The sequence below is a fragment of the Methylovirgula ligni genome (assembly GCF_004135935.1).
Lineage (GTDB): Bacteria > Pseudomonadota > Alphaproteobacteria > Rhizobiales > Beijerinckiaceae > Methylovirgula > Methylovirgula ligni.
This window is the reverse complement of the sequence record NZ_CP025086.1, coordinates 2,738,877-2,756,879: the sequence shown is the minus strand read 5'-3', so window position 1 is coordinate 2,756,879 and position 18,003 is coordinate 2,738,877. Positions and strand designations below refer to the sequence as shown.

Annotated in this window: 16 protein-coding genes; 6 read left to right on the top strand and 10 right to left on the bottom strand. The window is 62.4% G+C overall.

Translation table 11 applies throughout. The annotated features are described in order from the left end of the window. Nucleotides 1-35: 35 nt before the first annotated feature. Nucleotides 36-947, bottom strand: coding sequence for a LysR family transcriptional regulator (locus tag CWB41_RS13220; RefSeq protein WP_115837474.1), 912 nt, complete (start codon nt 945-947; stop codon nt 36-38). Nucleotides 948-1,090: 143 nt separating this feature from the next. Between CWB41_RS13220 and CWB41_RS13215 the strand changes: the two genes are divergently transcribed. Both CWB41_RS13215 and CWB41_RS13210 read left to right on the top strand, forming a co-directional pair. Next, nucleotides 1,091-1,837 (top strand): SDR family NAD(P)-dependent oxidoreductase, encoded by a 747-nt coding sequence (locus tag CWB41_RS13215; RefSeq protein WP_115837475.1) that lies wholly within the window; start codon nt 1,091-1,093, stop codon nt 1,835-1,837. Between the two features lie 34 nt (nt 1,838-1,871). After that, entirely contained in the window at nt 1,872-2,615 is a 744-nt protein-coding gene (locus CWB41_RS13210; protein WP_115837476.1) for an SDR family NAD(P)-dependent oxidoreductase, read from the top strand. 21 nt (nt 2,616-2,636) lie between these two features. Here CWB41_RS13210 and CWB41_RS13205 read toward each other — a convergent pair whose 3' ends face one another. Next, nucleotides 2,637-3,677, bottom strand: a complete 1,041-nt coding sequence (locus CWB41_RS13205) for an SDR family oxidoreductase (protein WP_115837477.1) — start codon at nt 3,675-3,677, stop codon at nt 2,637-2,639. 73 nt (nt 3,678-3,750) lie between these two features. Here CWB41_RS13205 and CWB41_RS13200 point away from each other — a divergent pair, with 73 nt between their 5' ends. Then, nucleotides 3,751-4,128 carry a MerR family transcriptional regulator gene (locus tag CWB41_RS13200; protein ID WP_115837478.1) on the top strand — a complete coding sequence of 126 codons (378 nt, stop codon included), beginning with the start codon at nt 3,751-3,753 and terminating at the stop codon, nt 4,126-4,128. An 18-nt stretch (nt 4,129-4,146) separates the two neighbouring features. On the opposite strand, the gene CWB41_RS13195 is transcribed toward CWB41_RS13200, so the two are convergent. The 4 genes from CWB41_RS13195 to CWB41_RS13180 all read right to left on the bottom strand — a co-directional run bounded on the left by CWB41_RS13195 (nt 4,147) and on the right by CWB41_RS13180 (nt 9,376). Next, nucleotides 4,147-5,538, bottom strand: coding sequence for an NAD-dependent succinate-semialdehyde dehydrogenase (locus CWB41_RS13195; RefSeq protein WP_115837617.1), 1,392 nt, complete (start codon nt 5,536-5,538; stop codon nt 4,147-4,149). Between the two features lie 203 nt (nt 5,539-5,741). Further along, a complete protein-coding gene (locus CWB41_RS13190; RefSeq protein ID WP_115837479.1) occupies nt 5,742-6,512 on the bottom strand; it encodes an alpha/beta fold hydrolase in 771 nt (256 codons plus the stop codon). Nucleotides 6,513-6,629: 117 nt separating this feature from the next. Next, nucleotides 6,630-7,538 carry an AEC family transporter gene (locus CWB41_RS13185; protein ID WP_115837480.1) on the bottom strand — a complete coding sequence of 303 codons (909 nt, stop codon included), beginning with the start codon at nt 7,536-7,538 and terminating at the stop codon, nt 6,630-6,632. Between the two features lie 26 nt (nt 7,539-7,564). Continuing rightward, a complete protein-coding gene (locus CWB41_RS13180) occupies nt 7,565-9,376 on the bottom strand; it encodes an alpha-keto acid decarboxylase family protein (protein ID WP_245411351.1) in 1,812 nt (603 codons plus the stop codon). Nucleotides 9,377-9,544: 168 nt separating this feature from the next. Between CWB41_RS13180 and CWB41_RS13175 the strand changes: the two genes are divergently transcribed. Further along, nucleotides 9,545-10,246: a glutathione S-transferase gene (locus tag CWB41_RS13175; RefSeq protein WP_115837481.1), complete on the top strand. Its 702-nt coding sequence runs from the start codon at nt 9,545-9,547 to the stop codon at nt 10,244-10,246. Nucleotides 10,247-10,265: 19 nt separating this feature from the next. After that, on the top strand, nt 10,266-11,069 hold the full coding sequence (locus CWB41_RS13170; protein WP_115837482.1) for a lytic murein transglycosylase: 804 nt from the start codon (nt 10,266-10,268) through the stop codon (nt 11,067-11,069). 369 nt (nt 11,070-11,438) lie between these two features. Here the strand turns inward: CWB41_RS13170 and dgt are convergent, their stop codons facing one another. Beyond that, nucleotides 11,439-12,812, bottom strand: a complete 1,374-nt coding sequence (gene dgt, locus CWB41_RS13165) for a dGTP triphosphohydrolase (RefSeq protein WP_115837483.1) — start codon at nt 12,810-12,812, stop codon at nt 11,439-11,441. 332 nt (nt 12,813-13,144) lie between these two features. Next, nucleotides 13,145-14,740, bottom strand: coding sequence for a glutamine-hydrolyzing GMP synthase (gene guaA / locus CWB41_RS13160; RefSeq protein ID WP_115837484.1), 1,596 nt, complete (start codon nt 14,738-14,740; stop codon nt 13,145-13,147). Nucleotides 14,741-14,910: 170 nt separating this feature from the next. Between guaA and CWB41_RS13155 the strand changes: the two genes are divergently transcribed. Further along, a complete protein-coding gene (locus CWB41_RS13155; protein ID WP_115837485.1) occupies nt 14,911-15,105 on the top strand; it encodes a hypothetical protein in 195 nt (64 codons plus the stop codon). Here the strand turns inward: CWB41_RS13155 and CWB41_RS13150 are convergent. Both CWB41_RS13150 and guaB read right to left on the bottom strand, forming a co-directional pair. After that, nucleotides 15,080-16,372: an RsmB/NOP family class I SAM-dependent RNA methyltransferase gene (locus CWB41_RS13150; RefSeq protein WP_115837486.1), complete on the bottom strand. Its 1,293-nt coding sequence runs from the start codon at nt 16,370-16,372 to the stop codon at nt 15,080-15,082. The two genes, CWB41_RS13155 and CWB41_RS13150, sit on opposite strands and share 26 nt — an antisense overlap. Continuing rightward, the gene (gene guaB, locus CWB41_RS13145; protein ID WP_115837487.1) at nt 16,369-17,859 is read right to left on the bottom strand and encodes an IMP dehydrogenase; all 1,491 of its coding nucleotides are present in this window, start codon (nt 17,857-17,859) and stop codon (nt 16,369-16,371) included. The genes CWB41_RS13150 and guaB overlap by 4 nt, the downstream gene beginning before the upstream one ends. Between the last annotated feature and the right edge of the window lie 144 nt (nt 17,860-18,003).

The window sequence follows — 18,003 nt, the reverse complement described above, 5'->3', positions numbered from 1 at the left end:
AAACGGCAGCCTCGCCATATCGTCTTCTGTCGCGCCTATTTCGCGCCGCGCAATTTCTTCGACACCCGCGCAACGAGATCGTCGCTGTGTGACAAAAAGAGCTTGAGAACCGGCGACCTGTTGGCCTTGTGATAGCCGATCACGAGGTCAATGGTCGGCGGCGTGCCCGCGAGCGGCCGGGCGGTCACCGACCAGGGCAGGAAATTCTGCGCATAGGCCGGCAGCAGCGTGATGCCGCGTGTCGAGGCGACGAGCGACATTGCCATGCCGAGATTATCGATCTCATGCGCTGCCTCAACCTCGACTCCCGCGTGTTTGAAATAGTCCGCGATGACGGCTTGCAGGACCGGCGCCGTCTTCGACATGCCCAGAAACGTCTCTTTCGCGATGTCCTCGACGGCGATTGCCTTGCGCGCGGCGAGCTTGTGGTCGCTCGGCAGCGCAACGATGAGCGGCTCGGTCGTGACGACCTTATAGACAAGGTCGGGCATGTTAGGCTCCGGCCGCAGGAAGGCGAGGTCGAGCTTGCCGCGCATCAGCGCATCGGCGAGCAGTGGCGAATATTGGCTCGACACGGTGACGTCGATGTTCGGGAGTTCGTCGCGCAGAATGTGCATGGCCTCGGAAAGCCAATCCATCTCCTGTCCGGTGAGGAAGCCGAGCGCGAAGCTCGCCTTGGCGGGCTCTGCAGCCCGCCGCGCCGCCGCCGCCGCCGCTTCGACCTGCGCCAGCGCCAGCCGCGCATGGTCGAGGAAGGCACGCCCTGCGGGCGTCAGCTCGATGCCTTTGGCGCTGCGGATCATGAGCTGCGCGCCGACCTCGTATTCGAGGTCGCGCATCTGCCGGCTGAGCGAAGGCTGCGCCGTATGCAGGCGCTTCTCCGCCGCCGTCGTCAGGCTTCCCTCCTCGGCCACAGCGATGAAGAATTTCAGATGGCGCAATTCCATTGTCATACCTCTGAGGCATGACGTGCATCTTATAAAGTCTTTTTCCGGCGCGCCATCCGAGAGTATCTAACTCATAGGCAAGCGCCATCGCGCCGGAGGCCATGCCCGGCCAGTAGGCCGGGTCGAATTAAAGGAAGGAAGCCATGAGCACGCTTTCCGGCAAGACCGCCCTCGTCACCGGCGCCTCACGCGGCATCGGCCGCGCCAGCGCGCTAGCGCTGGCTGGGGCCGGCGCGCAAGTCCTCGTCCACTATGGCCGCGCGGCGAATGAAGCCGAGGCCGTCGTCAGCGAAATCCGCAAGGCCGGTGGCCGCGCCGAGGCTCTCGCGGCCGATCTCGCCGCGCCGGACGCGCCGCATAAGCTCGCCAGGGATGTACGCGCCATCGTCGGCGAAAGACTCGATATCCTCGTCGCCAACGCCGGCATATCGAAAGCCGCGAAGATCGAGGATACGACACTCGAGGATTTTGACCGACTCTTTGCTGTCAATGTTCGCGCGCCCTTCTTTCTCGTACAGCAATTGCTGCCCATCCTCGGCCAGGGTGGCAGCGTGATCTTTGTGTCCTCGGTGGTGGCGCGTGCCGTTGTCGGCCAGCTTTACGCATACGCCGCGACCAAGGGCGCGATCGATACATTGGTCAAATATTTCGCCGCGGCGCTCGGCGAGCGCGGCATCCGCATCAACGCCGTCGCGCCTGGCGTTGTCGATACGGATATGTCGAATTTCACCAAGACCGAGGCCGGCCGCAATGCCGCGCTTGGCATGCAGGCGCTGAAGCGTATTGCCGGGCCGAACGATATTGCCGGCGTGGTGGCCTTCCTCGCCTCCGACGAGGCCCGCTGGATCACCGGCGACACGATAAGGGTGGATGGCGGATCGAAACTATGAACAGGTATCAACCAATCGAAACGGGAGATATGCAATGACGAAGAAGCTCGAAGGCAAGGTTGCGCTGGTGACCGGCGGCTCCCGCGGGATCGGCGCCGCGATCGCCAAGCATCTGGCCGCTGATGGCGCGAAGGTCGCCATCACTTACACAAAAGGTGCCGATGCAGCGGCGTCCGTCGTCGCTGAGATCGAGCGCGCCGGCGGAAAAGCGCTCGCCGTTCAGGCGGACGCGGTCGATCCCGCCGCGGTCAAAGCCGCCGTCGAAAAGACTGTCGCAACCTTCGGAGGGCTCGATGTACTGGTGAACAACGCCGGCACGGCGATTCCGAACAAGTTCGAGGACGCCACGCTTGAAGAACTCGACCGCGTCGTCGACCTCAACATCCGCGGCCTCTTCTTCGCGACCCATGCCGCGCTCAAACACCTGAATAAAAATGGCCGGATCATCAACATCGGCTCCTGCGTCGGCGAGCGCAATCTGACTCCCGGACTAGCGGCTTATGCGGCCACGAAGGGCGCCGTCAAAATGTTCACCCAGAGCCTCGCCCGGGAAGTGGGCGACCGCGCCATCACGGTCAATAACGTTCAGCCGGGCCCGATCGATACGGATTTGAATCCTGCCTCGGGGGATTGGGCGACTCCGCAAAAGGCCATTACCGCGCTCAATCGTTACGGCACCGTGGATGAAGTCGCGGCGCTCGTGGCCTTCGTCGCGAGCCCCGAGGCGGCCTACATCACCGGCGCTAATCTCACCGTCGATGGCGGCACCAACGCGTAAGGCGGCCGCGACAAGAAGTCGTCATCCGGCCGCCTTCGGTTTCACGACGCCGAGCCGCAGCAAAGCCTCGCCGGTCGCAGCGATGGCCTCTTCGTTCGAGCGCGGCGACCAGCCGAGCACATTGCGGGCTTTCGCATTTGAAGCACGGCGCAGGATGCCGAGCTGCGGTGCGATCTGACGCAGCATTGGGACGAAAGGCGCGAGCAGCCTGACGATCCAATTCGGGATCTCGCGTCTCGGCGCCGCCGCGGCGGCGGGGCCAAATTTCTCGCGCAGCACGCGCGCCACATCGATCATCCACATCGGCTCGCCCGCCACGGCGATGAAACGCTCGCCCTTCGCCTTGGGATCGGTCATCGCGCGCAAATGCAGATCGGCAACATCGCGCACGTCGACGAGGCCGAAGCCCATGTGCGGCGCGAAGCGCATATGGCCATCGAGCATCATGCGGATAATCCGCACCGAACTCTTCGCGCCCGGCCCGAGCACGGGTCCGAAGACGGCAACGGGATTGACGACGCTCAATTCCGGCGCGCCGCCCTCGTTCTGGATAAAATCCCAGGCCGCGCGTTCGGCGATTGTCTTGGATTTTGGGTAAGCCCCGACTTCGGGGCTTTCGAGATTTGTCCAGTCGGCCTCGGTGAACGGCTTCGCCCGGTTGCCGTGGCCATAGCCAACCGCCGCGAAGGACGAGGTCAGCACGACGCGCTTCACGCCCGCATCGCGCGCGGCCCTGAGCACGCGGAGCGTGCCGTCCCGCGCGGGTCGGATCAGCTCATCCTCATTCTCCGGCCCCTCAAACGGCAGGGGTGACGCGACATGCTGGACATAATCGCAGCCCTGCGCCGCTGCATCCCAGCCAGCGTCGCCATTGAGATCGGCTTCGACAAAGGAAAGGCCGTGCTCGGGATCGGCGCCGCCGGCGCGGACATTGGCTTTCACTTCGTCGGCGCGCGAGAGATTGCGCAAGCTCGCGCGCACCTCATGGCCGGCCTGTAGAAGCACGACGATCACATGACCTGCAATGAAGCCCGATCCGCCCGTCACCAAAACCTTGCTCACGATCCGCGCTCCGTTTGCTTCTTCACATCCGATGCTGGTATCCTAAACCTTCAACCTTGATTGAAGGTCAATCATGAAGATCGGCGAAATCGCGCAGCGCGCGGGCGTGAGCACTTCGCGGCTGCGTTTCTACGAAGCAAAAGGCCTTCTACGCGCGAGCCGAAGCGCCAACGGCTATCGTTCCTACGAAGCCAAAACCGTGAAAATCGTCGGGATCATCGAACGGGCGCAGCATCTCGGCTTCTCGCTCAGGGAAATCGCCGCCTTGCTGGCCATGCCGCCCGAGCAGCGAAAGCGGCCGGAGGCTTTCATTCCGTATGTTGAGGCGAAGCTGCGCGAGATCGACGCGCATCTCCGCGAGGTGCAAAAGCGCCGGCGCGAGCTGCGGAATCTTCTGGAGCAGCTCGTCGCCGAGAGCAAAAGTGGAAAAACCCTGAAACGCTACCGATGAACCTTGATAAGCCGGGAGTCAGAACGGCGCGTCGATATCGACCACGTCGATCAGCTTGTGGTTGACGAACTCCTTGATGCCGAGGCCGAGCAATTCGCGCCCATAACCGGAGTGGCGGATGCCGCCAAAGGGCAAGTCGGCCTTCACCATCGTCGGATGATTGACGAAGACCATGCCAGTCGAGATTCTCTTGGCGACTTTCGCGCCATGTCTCGGGTTGGACGTGAACACCGAACCGCCCAACCCGAAAGGGGAATCGTTGGCGATCCGCACGGCGTCATCCTCGTCCTCGGCACGGAACAGCATCGACACCGGACCGAAAAATTCCCAGTAGCGCGCCGGATTATCCGCGGCGACATTTGTCAAAATGGTCGGCTGCACGAAGGCGCCGCGATTGGGAACTTTGGGGCCGACTTCCGTCGCCGTCGCGCCTTGCGCCACCGCCTGGCGAATCTTGTCCTTCAGTTCGTCGGCGGCGCTCTGTGAGGACAAGGGCGCCAACGTCGTCGCGGGGTCGAAGGGATCGCCCGCGCGCAAACCCGCGACGCCGGCCGTATAAAGATCATGGAACTGATCGTAGATGCTTTTGTCGATAATCATTCGTTTGGACGACACGCAGACCTGTCCGCCATTCCAGTGCCGGCCGAAGACCGCCCATTTGACTGTCTTTTCCAGTTCGGCGTCGGCGAGCACGACGAAAGCATCGGCGCCGCCAAGCTCCAGTGTCGATTTCTTCATCGCCTGCCCGGCCGCCGCGGCGATCATGGCGCCCGCGCCCTCCGAGCCCGTGAGCGCAACGCCGCGGACAAGCGGATGGTTGAGAATAAGCTCGATCTGCGAATGCGCGGCATAAAGGTTGATGAAAGCGCCATCCGGCAGGCCCGCTTCGCGCATGAGCTTTTCACACGCGGCTGCGCTTTGCGGGACGATCCCGGCATGTTTGAGCAAGATCGTATTGCCGGCGGAGAGTTGCGGGGCGATGATGCGCGCGACCTGATAATACGGAAAATTCCACGGCTCGACCGCCAGCAGAACGCCGAGCGGATCGTGGACGAGGACGGCCTCCCCTTCGGCAAGATTGGCGACAGGCAGTTTTTCCGGCGCGAGCAAGACGCGCGCATTCAAGGCATAATATTCGAAGATTTCCGCCGAGAGTTCGACTTCGGCTTTGGCCTCGGAAATCAGCTTGCCCATTTCGAGCGTCAGAAGCTTGGCGTAAGCGTCACTATTTTTACGCATGAGATCCGCGGCCTTTTGCATGATCTTCGCGCGCTCGACGAAGGATGTCTTTCTCCAGGCGAGGAACGCCGCATGTGCCTTCTCGATGGCCTGGATCACTTCCGCGTCGGTGGCATCGGGAAATGTCTTCGCCACCTCGCCGGTGTAGGGATTGGTGCTCGCATAGGCCATCATTCATCTCCATCGCGGAACTAAGGTGAGATTGGCCGTGCTGATCCCGTTCGCGACCGCGCGCCAATTCGTTTCTACAAGGCACAAAGATTTCCGCGCCGCTTTAATCTGCATCAAAGTGCGCCTGTCGATCCCGGCGGGAAAAGCGCAATTCCAGTCAGCGCAGAAAACCGCTCGCGATATCTTGATGCATTCGCCGCTGTCTAGCCGCGCTGCCCCGCCGCCTCGAGGATGAGATTCGTGATCTCATCGGGGTGCGAGATCAGCGACAGATGGCTCGACTTCACTTCGATCGTCCTGGCACCCATGCGTTTGGCCATGAAACGCTCGAGATCGGGGTTGATCGTCCGGTCTTCCGTTGAAACGGCATAGAAGCTCGGCTTCGAGCGCCAGGCCGCATGTGTGGTCCTGCCGGCGAGCAGCGCCTTATGAAACGGCTCTTGCACCGCATAGAGAACCTTGGCCTTGGCTTCCGGCAGGTCGCCGGCGAAATCGCGCAGGAACGCAGCTTCGCTGAGCCGCCCCTCGTCGCCGTCGAAGATAATGCCGGCCGACGCTGGCGGGGTCGGAAATTTCTTGGCCAGCGCCGTATAATCCTCGCCCGCGTCCGGCGCGCGCGCCGCCACATAGACCAGCGCCGAGACATTGGGATGCACGCCAGCGTCGGTGACGATCATCCCGGAAAAGGAATGCCCAACCAGAACCGTCGGGCCATCCTGCCGCGCGAGTACGCGCTGCGCTGAGGCCACTGCTTCAGGCAGTGTCGTCAGCGGGTTTTGCACGGCCGTGGCATTGAGCCCCGCGGCTTGGAGGCGCGCGATCACCTCGGACCAGCATGACCCGTCGGCGAATAGCCCGTGCACGAGAACCACGTTGCGCGCCTTGGGCGGAGCCGCAGCCATGCCGCGGGTGGACGTCAGCGAAGCCGCGGTTATCGCCGCAAGACCGGCCGAAAAACGACGCCTGTTCAACATGGTGTGCTCCTTATCGAACCCTGAAGGGGTTCGCCGGCAACACCGAGGGCGACATAGCCCCGAATGTGGTGCGCACTCTACCCTAGTGTGCGGTCTTCCGCCTAATCACAGTCAGTATCACCACGACGCGATGAACGACCACCAGCCCCAGGCTGTCAGCATCGACAGCGGAACGCCGACGCCGATGAGCAATGCGACGAGATCAGGTTCGAGATCGTGATCCATGGCGATGATACTCGCCCCGAGCATGGGCGGCATCGCCATTTCCAGAATCGCGACCTTGGATTCGGGATCGCCGACGTGGCCGAGGCCGACATACATGAGAAAAATCGCCAGAGGCGCGACGAACAGCCGGCAGACGAGCCCGACACCGAGCGGCAGAAGGAGGTGGCCCGCAAGGCGGTCGAAACGCAACGCGAAGCCGACCGCCGCGAGCGCGAGCGGCGTCAGCGTATCGGCGAGAGCATCGATGGTCTGGCTCAGCCATTCGGGCCGCCCGAGATGATTGGTCGCGAACGCGATCAGGATCGCGATGAAAGGCGGAAAAGTCGCAATCCGTTTCACGATCGTACGCAAATGGAGATGGCCCGCATCCGCAATGGTCGCGATGGCGAGGCCCAGAGTAGACAGGGCGAGATAGGAACCGAACAAATCGATGACAATGCCGAGGCCGAGCCATTGGCTGCCGGCAAAAGCGGTAATCATCGGCAGGCCGACAAAGGAAGTGTTGCCCCAGCCCGCGACCAGCAACAGCGCGCCGGTCCGATGCCGCGACCATCCGAGAGCCCGGCAAAGCGGAACGAGGATCAGGATCGCAAGGATCACGCCGATCCACGGTGTCGCCGCCGCGAGCCACCAGGCGGGCTGCAGTGTAAGGTCATGTACGCTGCGCAAGGCGGCGGCCGGCAGGGCGACATTGATCACCCAGCCGCCCATGACCTTTGACGCCGTGTCCGGCAGCCGCTTCGTCCAGCGCAGCACGAGGCCGATCACCAGACAGATGCATATCAAGAGAACCTGCTGCAACTTCGCCCCCCGGTCGCCGCGCGCTGTTAACGCGCCACCCGTTCCGCCAGCTTTGCCGTCAGACGCGAGAGGGCGGCCGAATGGTCGTTGCGGTCGAGCATGACCTGGATGAGCGTATAGCCTTGCGTGTTGGCCCTCGCCTGCTCCAAAGCGGCGGCCATCTCGCGCTCGGTCGTCACTTTGATGCCCAGTCCGCTGGCAAGCACCTCCGGTATGCGCGCAAAATTCCAGCGATGGACGTCGTTGAAGGCGCCGTCGAGCATCGGCCGCTCGGTGCCATAGCCATCGTTGTCGAGAACGATGACGATCGGGTTCATGCCGTAGCGGGCAATCGTCGAAAGCTCCATGCCGGTCATCTGAAAAGCGCCGTCGCCGACAAGGACCAGCGGCCGCAGATGCGGCGCAGCGGCGGCCACGCCGATGGCGGCAGGCACCGCGAAGCCAAGCGAACAATAATAGGCGGGCGCAAGAAAATGCGCGCCGTCGTGAATGTAAAGATCTCCCGCCCCGAACAAAGCGTCACCCGGATCGGCAATCACGATCATGTCGTCGGCGAGGAAAGCGTTGATCTGGTGAAACAGCGCCGCGACCGTCATCTCCCGATCGCTTGCGGCGAATGGGCCGGGGTGCCCGGGATGCACGAACGCCGGAAGAGCGCGCTTCGTCCACGGCCGCTCGGCAAGGCCGCGGATGAAATCATCCATATACACACCATCGTAGCTGCGAAAACCCACAGTCACCCGGTCCCTGCCCGCGTAGATGGATGCGCTGCGATCAATGTGCGCCGTATAGATGCCGAGATTGATATCGGTCAGCATGGCGCCGAGGAGAATGACGCAGTCGCTCTGCTCGATAATGTCGCGCGCGCTGTCGGAGCCCATGGCGCCTTCGTAGACGCCGACATAGGCGGGATCGGATTCCGGGAACACCGACTTTCCGCCGATAGTTGACGCCACGGGAATCCCCGTCGCATGCGCGAACTTGACCAGCGCCTCTTGCAGGCGAAAGCGGTGAATCTCCAATCCCGCCAGAATGACGGGCCGCGCCGCCGCCGCGATCTTCTCCGCCGCTTCAGTCAAAGCAAAGCCGAGCACGTCGGCATCGCTGGCTTCGGCTGGCAGCGCGTGCCCGCGCCCCGGCAGCAAGGTGGCGGAAACCATGTCGCGCGGAAGCTCGATATAGACAGGGCGGCTGTGCCGGCGGGCGAGTTCAAGCGCCCGGTCGATCTCGTCCGCCGCGCTGCCCGGATCATCGAGGATCGCTGTGGCGACCGTGATCTCTTCGAAGATCTTCTGCTGGCTGTCGAAATTTCTCACCTTGTGGTGGATGAGCCCGTTGCGCGCCCGCTCGCCGAGGCCCGGCGCCCCGCTGATCACGACCACCGGCGAGCGCTCCGCGAACGCCTGCGCGACAGCATTGACGATCTTGAGACCGCCCACCGCATAGGTGATGCAAACGACACCAAGGCTGTGCAGACGCGCATAGGCATCAGCGGCGAATCCGGCGCCCTGCTCGTCGCAGGTGTTCACGACCTTCAGCGGGCTGTCCTCCAGTTTCTTGAACAGCGCGAGGACGAAATCACCGGGCACACCGAAGATGTGGCCAATTCCCTCGTCTCCGAGGCGCCGAATCAGATAGTCGCCGATGGTCTCCCCGGCGCTGGCGGCGGGGGTCGAACTGGTCGTGCAGGTGGTCCTTGTCGATGGGAGTGACGGGCCGTGAGAAAAGGATGGGTTGGGACGGGCGTGGAAGCCGGCGATTTCGCGCCGGATACAGATATAACCGGGCGCCAGCTTCTTCGGAACAGCGTTCCGCAGCGGCGCGGCGATCCCGGCCACGACATTCAACCAGAACCAGCGTACTCAATCGCGGATTTCGTGCCGCTCGGCGCCAGGGAAGATCGTCGGGATCATCGAACCGGCACAACGCCCTGGCTATTCGCTGAAAGAAATTGACGCTCGGGAGCGTCATTGGCAAATATCGCTCGCATGACCTAGAGTTCTCAGATGACCGATTACGAACTCTACTACTGGTCCGTGCCGTTCCGCGGTCAGTTCGTACGCGCCGTCCTGGCCTATGCCGGAAAAACCTGGACCGAGGGCGGCGACGCCGCAATCTCAAGGTTAATGGACGAGCCGGTGAGGCACATGCCGGTCCCTTTCATGGGACCGCCGCTGCTGATCGATAAAAAGGCGGACTTCGCCATCGCTCAAATGCCGGCCATTATCCTTTATCTGGGCGAGACGCTGGAGCTCTTGCCCGCCACCCCGGCCCTGCGCGCGCTAACCATGAAGATCGTCAACGACGCCAACGACGTGATCGACGAGATCACACTGGATGGCGGCCGCCAGATGTGGACGGAAAAACGCTGGCAGGATTTCGTCCCCCGCCTGAAGAAGTGGATGTCGTTTTGGGAAGAGACCGGCCGCCGGCACGGTCTGAAGGCCGCATCCGGCTTCCTGCTCGGCGGCAAGACGCCGGGTATCGCCGACGTCGTGACAGCTACTCTCTGGTCGACTATGACCGACCGTTTCCACAAGATCGAGGCGATTCTTGGAGAAACCGCGCCCATGACGGCGGCGTTGACACAGCGGGTTGCCGATCTGCCGCCGCTGGCTGAACTGGCCGCCAAGGCGCGGCGAGATTATGGTGACACCTATTGCGGTGGCCAGATCGAGGCTTCGCTGCGCAAGGTGCTCGGCGCTTGAGCGTCAAAAGGGAGGTTCAATGATTCACTGCGGCCGGCTCACGACAGCCTTGATTGCGGCCTTCGCCGCTCTTCCCTTGATGGTCCGCGCGGCGGACGCGGCCCAGTGCGGGACGGGCCCCGGCGGCTTCGAGGCGTGGAAGAGCGCCTTCGCCGACGAGGCCAAAGCGAAAGGCATTGGCGGCGCTGGCATCAGCGCCCTGATGGAGACGCATTACAACTACCCGACCATCGCCGCCGACCGTGGCCTCAAAAGCTTTCGTCTGTCGCTCCCGGCCTTCATGGCCAAGCGCGGCGCCTCGATCATCGCGTCGCGCGGCCGCAGGATGAAGCAAGCGCACGCCGAGCTTTTCGACTCGATCGAGCAGCGCTATGGCGTCCCGGCCGGGCCGCTGATCGCCATCTGGGGCATGGAATCGGGCTTCGGCACTCAGCACGGCAATCAGCAATCGCTCTCGGCCATCGCGACGCTCGCCTATGATTGCCGGCGGCCGGACTTTTTCACCGATCAGCTTTATGCGGCGCTGAAACTGGTGGATGACGGACGCCTGTCGGCCGAGACGCGCGGCTCTATGCATGGCGAAATCGGCCAGACGCAATTTTTGCCGAAGACGGTGCTGGAATATGGCGTCGGCGATCTCGACACCGCCGAAGGGGCCCTGGCCTCCACGGCAAATTATCTCAAGGCGCATGGCTGGCAGCGCGGCGCCGGGTACCAACCGGGCGAGCCCAATTTCGCGGCGATCCAGGCCTGGAACGCGGCGACGGTCTATGAACAGACAATCGCGATTGTCGGCAAAGAGATCGACGGCGGGGATGATTGAGGCGCCGCTTGTTTTGAGGAGCGCCTAGCCAAATCGGGGCTGCTCGATTTGGCCATCAAAAATGCCGATGTCGGCAACAGCCGAGATCGGGAGAACTTCATCGAGACAGCCGCGCTGGCCGCCAGCCACGCGAATCTATTTATATAACGATCCAGCCAAGCCTAGAACGCAGCGACCGCCTATGAAGAGACGGTTGTGATAGTCGACGAGCGGAGCAAAGGTGAGGGACGACGGCCGAGAGCTTACAGCTCATTACGCAAAGTACCAGAAGGCAACCTGAGAACGGCAGGCCAGCCAATGATGGTATTTAGCAAACCTTATCTTCAACACCCAAACGCCACTAATGTTGGCAACGGCTCGGCTTCTGCGTTATCGCTTTCCAAGCATATCGGCGACCTTGACTGCATATCTATCGGTCATCCCGGAAACGAAATCAGTCAACGAATGTAGAGCATTATACGAATTAGACATGGACTCGGTTGGAAATCTTAGCGCCCTTACAACCTGCTCATGATAAGGGCTCAGCTTGCTTGATTCCCAGCCAACGGAACTAAATTCGTCTACCAGAGGTAAGAGTCCGTCTAGGGCGCGATAGACAACATTGCGACCATAAATCTCTAATTCCGTTTTTCGCGCAGCTTTAAAAATTCGGTTCTTCGCAATTTTCTTTATTTCTTCGAATTCCTTCGCCTTGGTCGACGCCTCCACCAAAGAAATCGGGAAATTTCCGGCCATAATAGCGGTGTAATTGTCTTTGAACGCTTCCACACACGAGGAGATCGCTCCTCGAATAGCCAACGCCCTGTATCTCGATACGATTTGTGCCTCGCCCTGATCAGGATAAGCCTTGTTGGACTTTCCTACGAGTGTTTCAAGTAAACTTATGACCCGATCGAAAACAACGTCCCCGGCCGTATAAGCGTCTTCGAGATCCATAATATTGTAACAGATATCATCGGCGGCCTCCATGAGAAAAGCCAAAGGATGCCGTCGCCACCAATAGCCTACAAGCTCACCGTAGAGGCCCTTTACTTCATTCTTTGGAAGTCCAAGTTCATTGCCGATTTGCTCGAAGGTTGAAACGTCATTCTGGAAGAAGCCATATTTTTTGAGACCGATATATTGGGTACCGTTGACAATACCTTCATCGCCCACCTTCTTTCTGATGAAAGCGGAGACAGGATATTTGGTGAAAGCTCCAAGGGACCCAAAGGCCAAACGCAAGCCTCCTTCATCCCTATACATTTCGGTTCGCGTCAGTATCCGAAAGCCTTGGGCGTTCCCTTCGAAAGACTCAAATTCGTGCCGTTGCTCATTAGAAATATCCTGTAGGATGCCCGTGGGGTGCGTAAATTTCTCGCGGAACCAAGACGCAATGGCCTCCTCGCCGGAATGCCCGAACGGAGGATTTCCAATGTCGTGAGCCATGCTGGCTGTTTGAACAAGGCCTGCTAAGACTTCGACTTGTTCGCTCGAAATTTCGCCGCGTTCATCTACCAACCACGCTCCCACTTCGATCCCAAGAGAACGCCCGACGGTGGCAACTTCAATGCTGTGAATCAGGCGATGATGGATATGGTCGTTGTCATAAAGAGGGTGTACTTGGGTTTTGTTCGCTAGCCTACGAAATGGCGGTGAAAATAGGATTCTATCTATATCCTGCATGTAAATTGGGCGATGCTTTTGCTGAACGTAGCTGGGATCATTTAATCGCTCGAGTTTTAGAAGCTTTTCCCATTCCATCCGAAACCCACCTGTCCTTGGACACATTTCTGTTATTCGAGCCGCCGAGCATAGTTCAGAGGCAGCCATCAAAAACGTTCGGCCCTAAACTCTGCTCAATCTGCTCACAAATCTCAATGCTGCACGTCTGCGCTACGCAGCCTATTTTTGCACTAATAAATCAATAGCACCGTGCCAGCCGTTTCCGCGCTATCTTGAAGAGTAATAGGAGATCATTTGATGACGAGCGCACTTAGCTTCCGAGCTAGTGGCTAAGGTGAGAAAGCGACGGAAAAATAAGATGACACGACGATGAAAATCGTCACTGAATATCCTATAGCCGCCTATGCTCCTCACTCCCACTCGATCGTGCCCGGCGGCTTTGACGTAACGTCATAGACCACCCGGTTGATGCCGCGCACTTCGTTGATGATGCGCGTCGCGGCGCGGCCGAGGAAATTCATGTCGAAGTGGAAAAAGTCCGCCGTCATGCCGTCGGTCGAGGTGACGGCGCGTAGCGCGCAGACGAAATCGTAGGTGCGGCCGTCGCCCATGACGCCGACGCTCTTCACCGGCAGCAACACCGCGAAGGCCTGCCAGATCTTGTCATAGAGTCCGGCCTTGCGGATTTCATCGAGATAGATCGCGTCGGCCTTGCGCAATATGGCGAGCTTTTCCGCCGTCACGCCGCCCGGCAGGCGGATGGCGAGGCCCGGCCCCGGGAAGGGATGGCGGCCGACGAAAATCTCCGGCAGGCCGAGTTCGCGGCCGAGCGCGCGCACTTCGTCCTTGAAGAGTTCGCGCAACGGCTCGACGAGCTTCATCTTCATCCGCGCCGGCAGGCCGCCGACATTGTGATGCGACTTGATGGTGACGCTCGGCCCGCCCTGGAAGGAGACGCTTTCGATGACGTCGGGATAGAGCGTGCCCTGCGCCAGAAATTCCGGCGCGCCGCGGCCGTCCGCGGCGATCTTCTTCGCTTCCGCGTCGAAGACATCGATGAACAGCTTGCCGATGATCTTGCGCTTCTCTTCCGGCTCCTGCACGCCGTCGAGCGCTTTCAGGAACGTCTCGCTCGCGTCGACGTGGACGAGCGGAATGTTGTAATGGCCGCGAAACAGCGAGACGACCTGTTCCGCCTCGCCCTGCCGCAACATACCGTGATCGACGAAGACGCAGGTGAGCCGGTCGCCGATCGCCTCGTGGATCAAGAGCGCCGCGACGGACGAGTCGACGCCGCCCGAGAGCGCGCACAACACGCGGCCCTGCCCGACCTGCGCGCGGATCGCCTTCACCGCCTCGGCGCGGAAGGCGTGCATCGTCCAATCGCTTTTGAGCCCGGCGATCTTGTGGACGAAATTGGAGATGAGCTGCGGCCCCTCGGGCGTATGGTGGACCTCGGGATGGAATTGCAGGCCGTAGAAGCGCCGCGCCTCGTCGGCGATGACGCAGACCGGCGCATTGGGCGAATGGCCGATGCTCTGGAAGCCCGGCGGCAGTTTCGTCACGCGATCGCCGTGGCTCATCCAGACGGTATGACGGCCCTGCTCCCAGACTCCGTCGAAGAGCGGCGATTCCGCGATCGCTTCGACCTCGGCGCGGCCATATTCGCCGTCATGGCCGCCCTGCACCTCGCCGCCGAGCTGCGCCGCCAGCAATTGCTCCCCGTAGCAGATGCCGAGGATCGGCACGCCGGCCTCGAAGATCGATTGCGGGGCGCGGGGCGAGCCTTCCTCCAGCACCGAGGCCGGCCCGCCGGAGAAGATCACCGCCTTGGGTTTCAGCGCGGCGAAGGCTGCTTCCGCCTTCTGATAGGGTGCGATCTCGCAATAGACGCCGGCCTCACGGACGCGGCGGGCGATCAATTGCGTCACCTGCGAGCCGAAATCGACGATCAGCACCTTGTCGTGGTGGGCGGCAATGTCGTGGTGGAGGGGGTCTTCGGCCATAAGCTCCTGCCGGCAAAAATTCGACTTAAGAGATCGCGCCCGGCGGCGCAAGAAGAGCAAAACTTACCTCAAAGCTTTCCAGAGCATTTGAGCAAACGGGTTGAAGGGCGGGCAAGCCTTCCCGGCTAGTCTCGAAGCTACGAAGTGCATAAGCGTAGCAAGAGGCCAAGATGGAACGTCATGTCCCGGTCTATACCCCTGGGCGAAAAAACCCGGTCGCGGTCCGGCTCGCCGATGTTCCGAGCCTGTTTTCGGAAGGCCCGGAACCGGAGCAGCTGACGCGGCATGAGCCTTTCTGGCGCTTCAGCGCCGAAATGCTGCTGCGGCGGTTCTTCCAAATCAGGCGCGGCGCAGCCCGGCAATAAAGAACCCGTCCGTCCCGCTCGTCAGCGGCGACAGCCGTAGGCCCGTGCCGTGCGGCCCGGCGAAGCGCGCCAGCTCCGGCAGTCCAGCAGCCGCGAGCAGCGCCTCCGCGCCAATGGCGGAAAAATCCGTATAGCGGGCGAGGAAGGCCGCGATCCGCTCCTCATTCTCCGCCGGCAGCAGCGAGCAGGTGATGTAGATGAGCCGCCCGCCCGGCTTCACATAAAGCGCCGCGCTCTCCAGAACCTCGTCCTGCTCTTTCAGCCGCTGTTCCAGCGCGCCGGGGCGGATGCGCCATTTGGCGTCCGGGTTGCGCCGCCAGGTGCCGGTCCCGGTGCAAGGTGCATCGACCAGAACGAGATCGCAATGACCTTCGAGATCGGCGAGGACGTTTTGGCCGCGGCGCGGGTTACGGACCTGGACATTGCGCGTAGTCGCGCGCTCCAGCCGCGCATACAGCGGTCCGAGCCGCCGCGCTTCACGATCCGTGGCGTAGATCTGACCGCGATTGTCCATCGCCGCCGCCAGCGCCAGCGTCTTGCCGCCGCCGCCGGCGCAGAGATCGAGCACCTGTTCGCCCGGTACGGGGGCGGCAAGGAGCGCGGCAAGCTGCGAGCCTTCGTCCTGAATTTCGACGAGACCCTTGAGATAGGCCGGCTCGCCCGCCAGCGAGGCGCTGCGCCCGTCCTCGCTCAGCGGCACGCGCAAGCCGAGTGGCGAGAGCGGCGTCGGTTCGGCGCCGAGATGCGCCAGCGCCTTCTGCGCCTTCTCCCGCGTCGCTTTCAGCGTATTGACGCGCAGATCGAGCGGCGCGCGGGCGGCAAGCGCCCGGCCCTCCGCGACCGCGCTTTCGCCGAACGCCGCCGCGAAAGCAGGCGCCAGCCATTCGGGATAATCGCCGCGCACAGGGTCCGGTGCGTCGTCGAGCGCGCCCTCGGTGAGCCGCGCGCGCTCGACTTCGGACAAGGGCGGCGGCGCATGACCCTCGCCCGTGCAGAGCGCGCCGATTTCGTCGGCGGACAGGCCGCGCATCTCACGCAAACTCCCGAGCACGATCGCGCGTGGTGTTTCCTCGCCGACGATCCACGCGGCCGAGGCGCGGCAGCGCAAGGCGTCGAAAACCAGCGTCGCCAGCGCGGCGCGATCCTTCGACCCGGCGAAACGGTGCGCGAGGCCCCAATCCTTCAGCGCATCCGCCGCCGGGCGGTGGCGCGTTTCGATATCGGCGAGGATTTCGATCGCCGCGGCGATCCTTGCACCTGGGGTCATACGCCCGTCGGATAGTTCGGGCTTTCGCGCGTGATCGTCACGTCATGGACGTGGCTTTCGCGCAGACCCGCGGCGGAGATTTTGACGAAAGTCGCGCGCTTCTGGAAATCCGGGATGCTCCCCGCCCCGACATAGCCCATCGCCGCGCGCAGACCGCCTGCCAATTGATGCAGGATGGCGGCGGCCGGGCCGCGATAAGGCACCTGACCCTCGATGCCCTCCGGCACCAGCTTCAGGGAATCCTTGATGTCCTGCTGGAAATAACGGTCGGCCGAGCCGCGCGCCATCGCGCCGACGGAGCCCATGCCGCGATAGGATTTGAACGAGCGGCCTTGCAGCAGATAGACCTCGCCGGGGCTCTCGTCGGTGCCGGCGAGCAGCGAACCGATCATCACGCATTCGGCGCCCGCGGCGATCGCCTTGGCGAGATCGCCGGAATATTTGATGCCGCCGTCGCCGATGATGGGAATGTCGCGCGCCCGCGCGACTTCGACGGAATCGAGGATGGCGGTGAGTTGCGGCACGCCGACGCCGGCGACAACGCGGGTCGTGCAGATCGAGCCGGGGCCGATGCCGATCTTCACCGCGTCGGCGCCCGCGTCGATGAGCGCCTTGGTCCCGTCGGCGGTCGCAACATTGCCGGCGATGATCGCCACCTTGTTGGAGACACGCTTGATCCGGGTCACCTGGTCGAGCACGGATTGCGAATGACCGTGCGCGGTATCGACGACGATGGCGTCCGCGCCCGCGTCGATCAGAGCGAGCGCGCGATCATAGCCCTTGTCGCCCACCGTCGAGGCCGCTGCGACGCGCAGACGGCCTTCCGCATCCTTGCTGGCATCAGGATGCTGCGTCGCCTTCTCCATGTCCTTGACGGTCAGGAGGCCGACGCAGCGGCCGTCCTCATCAACAACGACAAGCTTTTCCAGCCGGTGCTGGTGCAGCAGGCGGCGCGCCTCGTCTTGGCTGACGCCCTCGCGGACAGTGACGACCTCCTTGGTCATCAGTTCAGCGATCGGCTGGTTCGGATTGTCGGCGAAGCGCACGTCGCGGTTGGTGAGAATGCCGCGGAGCCGCGCCGGCTTGCCGGGCGGACCATGTTCGACCACCGGAATGCCGGAAATGCCGTGCTGGCGCATCAGCGCGAGCGCGTCGGCCAGCGTCGCGTCCGGGACGATGGTGATCGGGTTGACCACCATGCCGCTCTCATAGCGCTTGACCTTGCGGACCTCTTCGGCCTGCGCGTCAGGCTCCATATTGCGGTGGATGACGCCGATGCCGCCCGCCTGAGCGAGCGCGATGGCGAGCCGCGCCTCGGTGACCGTATCCATGGCGGCGGAGATGATCGGAAGGCTGAGCGTGATCTCGCGGGTGAGCCGCGTCCGGAGATCGGCGCTGCTCGGCAGGACTTCGGAATGCCCCGGCAGAAGCAGGACGTCGTCGAACGTCAGGGCTTCCTTGATTGGTGCGCGTTCCGATGCCGCCATAGCCAACTCCTTGCCGCGCCGCTTGGCGCCAAGATGAAAAAAGAGCCGCGACTCGGTTGAGCGATGCGCGGCGGACCAAAGTTGGCAGCGGCTCTTAGCACGCCCGCGCCGCTGCGCAAATAAAAGTCGTGCTCGCCTGCCCGG

Bases quoted from the DNA above. Each gene is read 5' to 3' on its own strand.
- guaA (WP_115837484.1), bottom strand. From the start codon at position 14,740: ATGGCCGAAGACCCCCTCCACCACGACATTGCCGCCCACCACGACAAG.
- CWB41_RS13200 (WP_115837478.1), top strand. From the start codon at position 3,751: ATGAAGATCGGCGAAATCGCGCAGCGCGCGGGCGTGAGCACTTCGCGG.
- CWB41_RS13175 (WP_115837481.1), top strand. From the start codon at position 9,545: ATGACCGATTACGAACTCTACTACTGGTCCGTGCCGTTCCGCGGTCAG.
- CWB41_RS13220 (WP_115837474.1), bottom strand. From the start codon at position 947: ATGGAATTGCGCCATCTGAAATTCTTCATCGCTGTGGCCGAGGAGGGA.
- CWB41_RS13215 (WP_115837475.1), top strand. From the start codon at position 1,091: ATGAGCACGCTTTCCGGCAAGACCGCCCTCGTCACCGGCGCCTCACGC.
- CWB41_RS13195 (WP_115837617.1), bottom strand. From the start codon at position 5,538: ATGGCCTATGCGAGCACCAATCCCTACACCGGCGAGGTGGCGAAGACA.
- CWB41_RS13210 (WP_115837476.1), top strand. From the start codon at position 1,872: ATGACGAAGAAGCTCGAAGGCAAGGTTGCGCTGGTGACCGGCGGCTCC.
- CWB41_RS13190 (WP_115837479.1), bottom strand. From the start codon at position 6,512: ATGTTGAACAGGCGTCGTTTTTCGGCCGGTCTTGCGGCGATAACCGCG.
- dgt (WP_115837483.1), bottom strand. From the start codon at position 12,812: ATGGAATGGGAAAAGCTTCTAAAACTCGAGCGATTAAATGATCCCAGC.
- guaB (WP_115837487.1), bottom strand. From the start codon at position 17,859: ATGGCGGCATCGGAACGCGCACCAATCAAGGAAGCCCTGACGTTCGAC.
- CWB41_RS13155 (WP_115837485.1), top strand. From the start codon at position 14,911: ATGGAACGTCATGTCCCGGTCTATACCCCTGGGCGAAAAAACCCGGTC.
- CWB41_RS13150 (WP_115837486.1), bottom strand. From the start codon at position 16,372: ATGACCCCAGGTGCAAGGATCGCCGCGGCGATCGAAATCCTCGCCGAT.
- CWB41_RS13170 (WP_115837482.1), top strand. From the start codon at position 10,266: ATGATTCACTGCGGCCGGCTCACGACAGCCTTGATTGCGGCCTTCGCC.